This window comes from Dysgonomonas termitidis (assembly GCF_054657735.1).
Window position 1 is genome coordinate 3,996,600 of the sequence record NZ_BAAHYD010000002.1, and the last position, 13,409, is coordinate 4,010,008.

4 protein-coding genes are annotated in these 13,409 nt (G+C 43.0%); all 4 read right to left on the reverse strand.

Annotated features, from left to right (window positions below):
• Positions 1 to 4: 4 nt before the first annotated feature.
• From ACYQ3L_RS20705 to ACYQ3L_RS20720, 4 genes are read right to left on the reverse strand one after another with little or no spacing between them, the layout of a single operon-like run.
• Positions 5 to 2,866: a glycoside hydrolase family 2 TIM barrel-domain containing protein gene (locus tag ACYQ3L_RS20705; protein WP_379999745.1), complete on the reverse strand. Its 2,862-nt coding sequence runs from the start codon at positions 2,864 to 2,866 to the stop codon at positions 5 to 7.
• Between the two features lie 18 nt (positions 2,867 to 2,884).
• Entirely contained in the window at positions 2,885 to 6,133 is a 3,249-nt protein-coding gene (gene lacZ / locus ACYQ3L_RS20710; protein WP_379999743.1) for a beta-galactosidase, LacZ type, read from the reverse strand.
• Between the two features lies 1 nt (position 6,134).
• On the reverse strand, positions 6,135 to 10,586 hold the full coding sequence (locus ACYQ3L_RS20715; RefSeq protein ID WP_379999741.1) for a beta-d-glucuronidase/beta-L-arabinofuranosidase: 4,452 nt from the start codon (positions 10,584 to 10,586) through the stop codon (positions 6,135 to 6,137).
• Positions 10,587 to 10,611: 25 nt separating this feature from the next.
• Positions 10,612 to 13,296, reverse strand: a complete 2,685-nt coding sequence (locus tag ACYQ3L_RS20720) for an alpha-d-galacturonidase (protein WP_379999739.1) — start codon at positions 13,294 to 13,296, stop codon at positions 10,612 to 10,614.
• Positions 13,297 to 13,409: the final 113 nt, after the last annotated feature.

Genomic DNA, 13,409 nt, shown 5'->3' on the forward strand with positions numbered 1-13,409 from the left:
ATACTTATTTTGTCTCAAAAGACAGGTAAATACTTCCTTTCTGCAATCCGGTTACCCATTGGGCCTGAGAAGAAGGGCCGACCAAATCGGTGGCATTCACCTTATTGCGTACAGCCGGGATAACTTTCAATATAGAAATACCACTATTTGGGAAAGTATATAATAATACATCGCGCCCGTCTCTCGGACTATAAACTCCGAGATAATTATCATCATCAGTATTCTTCAGATTAATTATACCTTCCGAAGTATTAAATGTTGCCCATTTCCAATTACTGAAATATCCCTTAAATTCAGGATACAGGAACGATTCTCCCGGAATAGGGTCGTTGTAATCATTTTCCCAAAGACCGAATGTAGCACCATGCAGACGATTCTGCCATACACGATAAGGCCCGTTACCGAGCCACTTTTTAGACACGACCCGATCTTCCGGATAATCGAACATGATACCCATCAATTCTACAACGCCTTCATATCGGTAAGTATAATCGAGTCGGATAGTTCCATCCGGCTTAATAATCCAGCGGGCCCGACACATATTTCCGAAGTAGTCGGCAACAACCTCGATACTATCTCCTAAAGTTTTATAATTGAAGTTTGTCAACCTGCTTACTCCCGAAATATCTTCATAGATACGCTCTTTACTACGTGCCGAATTATCATCATGGTTGTAATATACATCCATCGAACGGTCGCCACGCCGGAATGCTACAAAACGAGGGCCGTTAGCGAATGAAATAAGCTTGTTGTTCTTCTTCACAGAAGCTAATGTTCCGCTTTTCTTATCGAAAGCAAGAATCATATTTCCGGTCGTTACAAGCAGGTTTTCACCTTCTTCCTTAACTGAAACAGACACATTGCCCTTAGGTAAGGAATAAAAATCTTCTGCTTTCTTCCATGTCCAGTCCCATGTCCAGAGCTCTTCTCCCTGCGGGCCGTAAGCTGTCAGATACAATACATCCGCATCTTTCCAATTGGATGGAAGGCCTATATTTAATGTCCCTGTTGCATGATGTGCAAGGTCGAAGCCTTTCACCTCTCCCGACTTCACGACAGACGCTTTATCGTCTTTGAAGCTTTTCAACATCCATGTAAAACGGCAGTCTTTCAGATTAGTAAAGTCATATCTGTTTTCTACTGTAAACGAACCGCTGAAATCTTCACCCGGTTTTGTATTCATTATCTGCACAGGCGACCATACCTGCTTTACTGTATAGAAGCTACCTTCCTTTTCGTGGTGAGGGCCAAGTATTCCATCAGCCCCATAATTGCCTGCATTGTCAATCCTTTCGTTCTGGTCGGTACGTATAACCCCTTCATCGGCAAACATCCAGATAAAACCTCCGGCTGTGCGGGGATGCTTACGCATCATTTCCCAGTAATCCCAAAGGCCTGCTCCTGCGCCTCCGTCATAAAGTGCATGTAGAAATTCAGTCGGCATAAATATCTCTGGCTTTCGCATATATTCCTGGCTTTCGCCATAAGAACGGTAATGCATGGTTTCGAATCCGTTGAAATTCTTCTGGGGATGCAGGACTACACGTTTCTGAGGATCGAGAGGGCCATATTCTTTGACAAGTTCATGGTTGTGCCCCCCCTCATTTCCGTTAGACCACCACGTTACGCACGGATGGTTGACATCACGTTTTATCATCTCATGTACGAGCTTTGTACCTGCGCCCGTATCATAGCTATAATGCCAGCCACCGAGTTCGACCATGACATACAAGCCCAGTTCATCACAGGCGTCCAGAAAATCAGGATCTGACGGATAGTGCGAAAGCCGGACGGCATTCATATTCATCTCCTTTATTATTTTCACGTCATCGTAGTTTGCCTGACGGCTGAGCGTACGCCCTGTTTCAGGACGGAAACTGTGACGGTTTACTCCACGGATATTTACTTTCTGTCCGTTTATATATATTCCGTCGCTTTCGCGTATTTCAATAGTACGGAAGCCAAAACGCTCTTTTGTCCGGTGCAACACTTTACCATCCTGCACTAATGAAAAGTTTACATAATACAGATCAGGCGTTTCGGGTGTCCAGTTTTTAATATTTTCAAATTTCCCTCTTATTACCGCTTTGTCCGTTCCTTGCGACACAGTAGTTTCAAGCGGCCGGCCTATAGATTTACCATTGACATCTGTAAGTTCGGCAACTACTTTCGTATTGTTTCCCATTCCCAAACCAAGAAAAATATCGGCATAGAAACTGCCGTCGGCTTTAGCATCGATTGCTGTACGGTCAATAGACTGAGCCGGAAGAGCTTCTACAAAAACCGGACGGAAAATCCCTCCGAAATTCCAGTAATCGCCGCGTCTTTCAGCCATATTTACACTCGAATTGGCTGACTCTTTACTAACAGTCACTTCCAATACATTTTCAGTATCACCAAAGAATATGCGATCCGAAACATCACTTTTAAAACGGTAAAATGCACCCTGATGCAAATGCCCGCAACGACGGTCGTTAATCTTTGCTTCGCAATCGGTCATTACTCCATCAAAAACGATGCGGATAACCCGTCCTTCCCATTCTTTCGGAAGTTTAAACTTGTATTTATACAACCCCTGCTCTTTTGCTATCCCCGGAGGATTGGCCTTTCCATAAAACGGCATACCATATTGATAAGTCCCGAATCCCTGCAACTCCCAGCACGAGGGAACCGGAATAGATGTCCACTTCCCGCTGTTATTGCCTTCTGTACAAAAGAACTCCCAATCTACGGCATCATCAAAGCCCGTTCCCGACAGGTATTGTATTCCTGTTTCAGCATTTGCTCCGGAATTGTTTCGTTGCGAAAAGCTATTTTGCGAAATTAAGAAACTCAAAATCAATAATAGGTATAAGACTTTTTTCATATTCAGAGAGATTGTTTTTTATCGTAATGGTTCTATAGTGAAATCCAGCGTATAAGGCCTTTTTTCTATTGTATATTTTTTCAGTACACCCGGCCCGCAACTACTGTTACCCAGTCCCAGCATTATAGCATCGAGCGATAAAACGACTTCCTTACGAGGTTTCAAAAGGTAAGCATGAGAAGCCATATCAAGATCCCCGGCTGTGAAATGTAAAGCTGAGCCTGACATACGTTCAGATGTACAGGTAAAGCGAATACCTTTCCCCGCCTTATTTGTAAGTTGTATCCATTTAATATTCTCTTTATTCCCCGTTTCCTGTGGCACCGGATAAGGTACATATTGCTCTGTTACAGTAGATGCATAGATTCCTACCGGACAACTTTCTTTTCTGTCCGAATAATTCTCATATGGCCCGTGTCCATACCATTTCATATTTTCCAAATTCTGATTCAAAGACATTACCACTCCAAGACGGGGCAATTCGGGCAATGTGCCCGATGGCGTAAATGTATTACTGACATCTATCCTTCCGTCACCCCATATCGTATATATAACTTCATGTACAAACCATCCTGCTTTCGCATGGCTTTCTGCAATAGTTTTAATCTTTACAAATTGCTCGCTTTCTCCTGTTATACCGGCAAATTTCAGTGTTCGTTTTAAACTGTCGAGACCCTGATCCTTCCAATCTTTCGCCAGCCAGTTACCAAACCCCTTGTCATTATCCACAGGAGCACGATAGCCCTGGAATATAAGAGGAGATACGATCATTTCATTATTATCGTATTTCAAAGATGAAAGGATTCCCTCTTTCAGATCGAAAACCATAGAGAAAGTTTTTCCATCCATCTCAATCACACCGTTTTCTTTTACAATGGACTTAAAAGCTACGTTACTACGATTTTCCGCTTTATCTTGCCTGAGACCTAAATTTAATTGTTCGAATCCGATTTCATAACCTCTATCAGCCCATAACCGGCCTTCTTTCAAATGAAAACTTATTCTCAACCAATAGTCTGTATCCGGCTTGACGCTTATCTTTTTGAAAGGGACAGAAATCTCTCCGGTCATACCGGCGGGAATATCTATACCGGTAAAAACTCCTTGCTGTAAAGTATCTCCACCAGCAATTATTTTCCAACGTATTTCATAGTCGTTCAGATTAATGAAGTGGTTCCGGTTTGTTACGGATATAACATTTTTATCACCCCTTGAAAACTCTGCTTTTATCGGCTGATACACTTTTTTCACCTCATAATATTTAGGAGTAACTTCTCTTTCTGCAAATACAATTCCATTGAAACAGAATGCTTTCAGATTAGGCTTATCTCCGAAATCTCCCCCATAGGCCATAAAACGAATCCCATTTTCATCAGTCTTATAAAGTCCCTGATCTACCCAATCCCAGATGAAACCGCCAAGCATCCTCCTGTTCGAATATATCTCATCCCAGTATTCCTTGAAGTTTCCCAGCGCATTGCCCATCGCATGGGCATATTCGCTGGTAAGGACAGGACGGTTGTCGATAGTATCCCTTGCTATATTTAACAAACGTTCCCAACGTGCGTTTTCAGCCCGTTCTTTATCGTCTCCTTCTGCGATATTCGGGTTCAGATATTCATCCTGTACACGCGGATAAAAACGGCTGATAATATCCACGGTCTCAGGGTCAAGATTACCCTGAGCCCCTTCGTAATGAATGAAACGTGTCGGGTCAAAATCTTTCAGCCATGCAGAGATAGCGGCAAAATTAGGGCCGTATCCGGATTCATTACCCATCGACCAGCAGATTATCGACGGATGATTTTTATCTCTTTCTGCCATACGTATAGCCCTGTCCATAAAAGCTGCGTGCCATGCAGGATCACTGGCCAGTTTTCCCCGCAGGCCGTGCTCCTCTATATCGGCCTCATCCATTACATACAAGCCGTATTGGTCGCACAGTTCATACCATTGGGAATTGTTGGGATAATGTGCTGTACGGACAGCATTGATATTTGCCTGTTTCATCAGCTTAATATCCTGCACCATCCTTTCGTAAGAAATGGAACGGCCGGTTTCCGGATCATGCTCATGGCGGTTGACACCCCGGAGCCTTACCGGATTGCCGTTAACCAACACCTGCCCATCTTTAACTTCAACGCTGCGGAAACCAACTTTGCAGGATATTACCTCTACAACCTGCTTTTTATCATCAACAAGGCTGAGAACCAATGTATAGAGATTTGGTGTTTCGACAGTCCATTTCAAAGGATTAGAAACAGCCGCTTCCATCCATGCAAATTTGGCCGGGCCTCTCTGCGGCGTCCTGTCATTCAAAACAGCGGCTTTATTATCGGCATTGAGTACAGGAAGGGCATCTTGCTGAAGCTGTGTGCCAAACACCGGACTATTATCAGCATCGTACAGTTGTGCTTCAAGATTCCAACCTTCCAGCTTATCGCCATTGTACGATTTAATTTCCGGTTTTATCTGCAAGCTCGAATCTTTATAATCTTTATCTAATATTGTGCGAACTGCAAAATCTGAAATTCTTACATCGGCAGTCGAATAAAGGAATACTTCGCGATGTATGCCACTGGTACGCCACATATCCTGATCCTCGAGATAGCTGCCATCACACCAGCGATAAACCTCTACTGCCAATTGATTCGTCCCGGCCTTTACATAATCGGTAATATCGAACTCCGCCGGCTCCATGCTTCCCTGACTATATCCTACTTTCACCCCATTTATCCAGATATAAAATGCACTCTGAACCCCTGCAAAATGAATGAATGTTCTCCTATCCTTCCAATTGGAAGGTAACGTGAAAGAATGACGATACGAACCTACCGGATTACGCTCCCTGAATGATGTATATTCTGCTTTCGGCTCACCGGTTACCCGTGGAGGATCTATTTTGAAAGGGTAACCTGCACTGACGTATATCGGTGTGCCATATCCCTGCATCTCCCAGTTGGAAGGAACAGGAATAGTTTTCCATGATTTATCGTTAAAATTCGTCTTGTAAAAATCTATCGGCCGTTCTTCCGGACGGGGAACCCAGTAAAACCGCCAGTCTCCGTTAAGAGATAAGAACCAAGGGGATTTTTTCCTGTCTGCTGACAACGCCTGCTTACTATCTGCATAAGGGATGAATGTTGCCCGGGCAGGTTCCCGGTTTATTTCAAGTACGGACAAGTTTTCCCAGTCCGGCTTATCAAATTGGGTAAAAGCGGATTGAACAAATAGCGTCAGAAATAATAAGGTCAATATATTTTTCATCTTACTGCATATCTAAAGCATCAAACCAAAGTCCGTCCAGATTATCCCCGCTTATAACCACCCTGTAATGTCCCGCATTGATATAAGCTCCGGTAGTAGTGCTAACCATACGCCATTTTTCAGGAGCGGAAGGAAACTGTATTTTATCTTCACGCATCACCCTGTCGTCAGAAGCCAGAATCCGGATATTCGCAATAACCGGAATTTTACCGGTATTCATATATTTAAAACGTAAAGCATATATTCCGGCTAATCCGGGTGAAATAGTCCATGTTATAGTATGCCTACCTTTACCTTCGGCTTTTACACCGTCTTTTTGGCGGTGATTTACGGCCGACCATCCGGCGCTAACTTCCGACATTTCAGCTTCATAAGTTATTTCGGGGCGGAGATTCGGTTCCTCTATCCAATTTATCCGGGGAACAGCGATAATATAATTGTTCCCTTTGATATTTATCTGCTGATCTTTTTTATATGCCTTTTTTACAAAACCCGTATCTACTTCGGTATAAATATCAGCATCATCTGTGAGTTTGAATGATACATTTTTTGCTTTAGTATCAGATTTTATCCATTCTGCCCCATATAAAACAGGTGGAAGACTTGTGAAACCGTTACCTGTATCGAGCCATGAACTATGTTTACCACCTTTCACATCTGTAATCAGTCCCGGTGATGGAGGTGCGGCCTTCACTGCATTATCTTTAGACGCAATGGCAATAGCAGATATTACAGCTTGCCCAGCCGTCAATCGAGGGAAAGAGATTTCCAGTATACCGCTTTTAGCATAACCTTTCACTGTTTTCTTCAAAACCTTATCGTGTCCGGCTTCCCACCAGATGTCAAGGTCTTTCAATACAGTTTCACCACTTACTGCGACATCGAATATGCGGTAGCCTTCGCAATCCATGCTGCGGTCTGTTCCCCACCATGGCTCTATGAAATAAAGTTCGACTAAATATTCGCCGTCGGGCAGAGGGAATTCGTATTTTAATTTATCACGCCCATAGCGGAATGTCTGGAATAGCTCCCAGTCTTTTGTGCCCGCAATGGGGTCTTTGGTACGGCGTTGCGATGCCAGAAAATTTGGAAGATTACCAAAATCATCTGTCCATGAGAGTGAACCCCAGGAATTACCTTTTTTCTTGTGTACATCTGCCATCCACAGATTCCCGTTTTCGTCTGTAAAATCAGGGCCTCCGCAATTTACACGATAAATATAGGTATAATCATTTTCTGGTAAAGTCTGATTCTTAACGTCTTTGTATAACTTACCGAAAGACGGCGACTCCGGCAAATTTTCCATTACAATATAGTCCTCGGCTACGGCGTTGCCATTTACATAACCTACGGCATACAGCACATTGTAACGGATATCCACTCCATCCCATTGGAAATGAGTTCCAATACCATTTCTTGTACGTTTGCCCAATGATAGGGATTTTACATCATTGAAAAGCTCCACTTCATCGCAATTGGAGAAAACCCTGATGCCATCTTTCTTTCCCGGTTCAGTCCAACGGTGATTCCATGTATGTGATACCAGATAAACCATCGGCGCTTCTTCTTTCGGAACATAATTAGAGCGATACATATAATACACATCTAAAGGTTCTTCCCAGGGAGTAACCAACCCTTTATAATTGAATGGCCCGATGCGGTCTATATCGCGGAAACCTTCTTCGTTTTGTACTCGTCCCGGATTATCATGTGAACTGTATATCCATTGGAATTGCCCGCAAACACTATCCCTTGCCTGCTCGGCCAATCTTATTTTCATCTCCATAAGTAAAGACATACGGTCTTCGCTGATAGCTCCTTTCTGGTCATAATCACCTTCCGTATGCAGATCGATACTTCTCCATGCGCCGTACTCCCCGTTAAGCAACTGGTCTTTCTTGCTTAGTTCCCGATTATAGATATATGGGTTGCCACCATACGTTCCAGACCAGTTCTGAACTACATTCCAGTCTGTACCTGTGCCTCCGTTACAGGTGGTAACCAAACGTTGGGAAGGAGAAGTAGGGTCCATCTCACGGATTATCTCCATACATTCTCGGGCAAAATCTTCCGGCAATGTACTCTCATTCTGTAATCCCCAAAGAACTACTGAAGGACAGGAACGCCGCTCTTTTACCCATTCCCTCAGATTAGCCTTGAATGTTTTCCTGAATTCGGGAGTATCGTACCAAACATGGGCAGACAATTGCGTCCAAAGCAAAGTTCCGGACTTATCCCACATTTGTTGATAAATCAGATTATGAGGCTGATGCGCATCACGGAAAGCATTGAATCCGGCTGCTTTCATCTGGCTGACACGCGACCATATCTGTTCTTCGCTGAAAGCATGGCTCTGCCCCAGCATGTGCTCATATTCACAAACACCATTCAGAAAAACAGGCTTCCCATTCAGGAAGAAACGGTGATCGCCATCGGTACGGTATACCGGCCATGAAATCCAACGGAAGCCATAATCTGTGGTCTCCTCGTCTATAACTTTCCCGTTTTCCTTTATCATCGTTATCAATTTATACAAATAAGGATTTTCGGTATCCCACAAAACAGGATCTGTAACGTCCTTACTTTTCTGATTGATAACTCTTATTTCATTTGCTTTCAATATTATCTTGTCCGCAACACGTTCTACCTGTATGCCATCTTTGTTTACCAGCTTCTGTATTACTTCCAGTTCACGGTCTTTATTACTGTAATTCTTCAACTCCGTATTTACATTCATCGTAAATACATTTTTACCATCAACCACCTTTGGCTCGTTATTCCAGATGTGCACACCAAATGGTTCTATCCTCGCCGTGTTAGTTACAACCAATGTTACCGGACGAAAAATTCCCATAGGCTGTGACCCTTCTGAAAATCCCCATTCGGAAGAACAACCTCCACATATCCATGGAGAATCTGAAATCATTGGCGGATGATCGGCCTGCACAGCTAAAATATTAGGCTGGTCGAACTTTACTGCATCTGTTATATCAATGGTAAAAGTAGTACGGCCACCTGAATGAAACCCGACCTTCTCCCCATTGACATAAACAGTTGCATAGGTGCCGACACCCTCAAAGAAGAGGAAGTATCGTTTACCGGCACCTTCATCACTAATCCCAAACAATCTACGATACCATGAAAATCCATGCTTGTTGCCGTGTTTCAGACGGCGAATACCTTCATATTTGTCCCAATTGTGTGGGACATCGACCTTTTCCCAATTAATATCATTGTAGCTCATATACTGGAACCCGGTATGAGCCTCTTTATTCGTATCGTCTGCCGTTGTCAGCCAGTTATCATTGAGTGAAATCTCTTTTCTGAATGTCGTTTTATCCGGCTTGGGGAAACGGATAAGACTTCGTCCCATATCTTTGGACGTGGCCACAGCTATTCCCCGCTGATCGTCTTCGTTCACCGCACAATAGAAGTGATATACGACACCATTCCATTTCATAACATAAGACTTGTGAGCAAACAGATTGTCATATTTTTCCGTCGGGATAATCAAATCATCACCATCCCAATCCGTCCAATTCACCAGATCGTAAGAGCATGCGAATGTATTAAACGCTTTATAAGGTCTGTCTTTGCGGAAAGCGCTGAAATAGAACATTACATATATATCTCCGATTTTCTGGATGACTCCATCACCAGTGATACCTTCTTCGTGGTTTACAATCGGATTACCCTCATAACGTTTCCAATCGACCATATTGTCGGATAAAGCAACGCCGATACGCTCTGCCTTCACGTTATTATCCGGATTTACCCCTCCAGCATTGTAATACATGATGAAAGGATAGCCCAGTGTTTTATTCCTATCCCAGATAACTGACGATTTATATTGCGTAATATTCTCCCACCAGCCCCTATCTTCATCCAGTGGTGATAATCTGGGCATATCGAAACTTTGCCATTCATGTGCTTTGGTTATATCGCCGGAAGTATATGCTACTCCTTCTTTCAGAACGCCGCGCTCATAACCTCTGGTATCGCTGCCGAAATATGACATCCAGTATTTATTACCGAATTTCTGAGCCTTATAGCTTCCGCCCCACTCATGGTCGATCAAAGCCACATATCCGGCACGCTGGTTTTCGTCCCAACGCCCGCTTCCGGCTTCCGGAAAAGACAGAATTCGTCCCAATATATCCCAATGAAGCAGATCCTCGCTTTCGGCAAGCCATGTTTCATAACCCCGGCCATCTGTGCCCGATTTACCATTATAGATAAGGTAAGACATATACCATTTCCCGTTTTCACGAAAAACAGTAGGACAATCTATCTTATGCTTATTATCTGACGGGGCAAGTACTAATCCGTATTTAAACGGAGTCTTTACTTCCTCATATATCTTCTTCATAATATCTTTCGGCACAGTAACCTGTGCCGAAAGACAACCTGCAAAAGAAATAAGTAATATTATAATTACTCGAAATACACTCATATTCATCTATTTACAAACCCTACCATTAATAGAATATCCAATCTATCCGGCTCGAAGGATCATTCGCGCCCAAACCGGCATTGCGGGGATTTATTTTTTGTTCCGCTCCGGTAAAGCCTAATACCATTAATGCGCCTTTACCCAGATTCAACGTATGTTTTCCTGCCGGGAAAGTATATGTGTGGACATTCACCGTTGCCCGTCCCGGAATATCTATTGCGTTGGCAATCTGCACATCTCCCTGCCCGTAAGCATTTGCACTGGCATCGGTTTCCAGAGTCGGGGCCTTTGCATATTCTTTACGTTCGGTATTCAGATAGCCCACCAAAAGATTGACGCCTTCTTTACATTCAAAAGAGATGATAGTGCCTTCCGCAGCCTGCTTGTCCTGGCTGAAACGGAATGGGTGCATATTTTTCAATTCTTCAGACAATTCACCTATTACAAAGTCCTTATCGGAGAATACCTTCTCTCCTTTTTTCATCGGATAGCTCACCGGATTTCCGTCAACTGTAATATTCACCGGATTTAATATCTCTATCGTTTGCTTATTATCGGCTCCGTGCTTCTTTAAAAATTCTATATTCCTTTTGAGGTTTACCAGTTCCGCTTCATAATGAGGCAACAACTCTTCCCATGTTTTATTATTTCCATCATCACCGCCTGTTGGAATCCGGCGCTGGGCTGTTTGCATGCTGTTTGCATACAGGTAGGTATCTTTTGTAAGATTAACTAGTTGCTGATAATATTCCAGACTTTTTTCGACAAGAGGAATCGCTTTATCCAAATCTGTAATATCGCCCGAATGGGTGTATCTGAGAATAAGCATGGCTGCTTTTACTTTCTCAGAGAAAAAGTTCGCAAACGCCTGATAACAGTAAACGTCATTTTTCAAACGGTTAAATTCATCTTTATTTTCAGATACCTTAGGCGTAGCTTTGTCGATCGCTTCCACAGCAGCATTGCCATGCGCAACAGCTTCACCGATCAACTGCGGAGGGGTTTCCCCTACATGCGGCTGATTGTTCCACTCTTTATTCATATACTCGATAAGCAATTCACCCTCCGGCCCGCAAGACTCATGGAATCCGGGATATACCTTCCATTTGGCCGGATTTACAAGCTGGCTAAGGAACATTCCAAGCAAAAGAGTCTGCCTGTTACCTTCCGTGATACCGAACTTGCGTAATAACTTAGGCGCTATTTCCCCCGTTTGCTCATAGGCTTCGAGAATATTTCGCCCTTCTTCTCCACAACCGTACATATCGCCAAGTTGCTTAGTCCAGTATTTTATTTCATCATTTCTGTCACGGTTTACATTCCATGCATAACGAGCCCACGCTTTGTACCAGATCCAGTCTCGATCCATTTCGCGCAAACGCGGCTCCGTTTTATCTGCCGTATAAGGCCAGTCCCAGTACGATGCCTGCGGATACAGATGCAGAGCATTTGCACCATGAATATTATGCATAGCATGAACTGTTTTTTGTATAAAGTCCGGCGAACCATAGCGGAATGGCTCCAGATTAGCTAAAATATGTACATTGGATATATGAACCGACCCCAGACTGCTCAAATCGGTATGGATCTTCGACCAGGGACCTCGGGGCTCATAAGTTGTAAGAGATTCACCATTGTATTTATGCATTGTATAGAGGTTCTTGTATAAAGGTAGAGCAGCATCCATTACCATTTTACAATCCGTATCATGCGCTCTTAGCACCAACGGAGGTTCTTTTGTAATATTCAATGCTTTCAATCCATCCTGCACTCCGGGTATGATCGTTTTTGTAAACCACTCCACATCATCTTCATAGGTATCCATGGCTTCTCCGAGACAAACCAGTAATCCTACATTCGGATATTTTTCAATGAAGGCAGCCACCGATTTTCTTGTATAATCCGAAACAAGCGGGGTAATAGGACGGCTTCTGTCCTGTGTTTTTATTCCGTGGTGTTCAGCAAAAGGTTTCGATACCAGAATGTTGTAAAACATCTGGATAACCCAAATCCCCCTTTTATCGGCTTCTTCCGTCAGAAAAGAGAACATCTCTTCATTCTTTTTGAATGTCACATCATCTACTTCTACAGCATAAGGATAATCCTTCAGCCTTACCAACGAAGCAAACGGATGTCCGTTCCAGAGATAGAGCGAATTCATCTTATTGGCGGCAAGCATATCCAGATATTCTATCCACAAGGCTTTATCATAGAACCAAGGGAAAGTCTCTTCTGTATAGGGATATTCATAAACAGTCCTGCCCGGCAGATAATATGGTTTCTGCACACCGATGCAGGCTCCACGCAATACCATTTCAGGCTGGTCTGTCAGATTGATATCCGAAGGAATTTTCCGGACATCTTTTATCCGGCTTATAAGTTCCATGCAACCATACATCGCACCGGACGCATCATTACCTATAATACGAATGGATTTACCTTCTGTACTTATAGAATAGCCTTCTTTAGCTAATGTATCGGCTGCGCTTTCTTCTACATAAATTGTATAATCTTCCGCTTTATTATTTTCTCCGGATGCAGCAACTATTACTTCATAATTTTCCGCTTCAAGAGTTGATTTTAATTTATCAACTCCGTATAGAATCCTGTTCGATGATCCTTGTGGAGAAACAATTACAACTTTTTCTTTTGAGCAGGATATTATCAGAAAAAAGAACGATAATAAAGCTAACAGATGTTTGATTTTCATTTTATCAGGCTATTTTTATTCGGTTTTTAAATCCGCTGGAATTATTCAATATGGAATGTTAAACCCAAACTATACTATTCTGTACTGTGCTGACAAAGATATATTTTTAACAT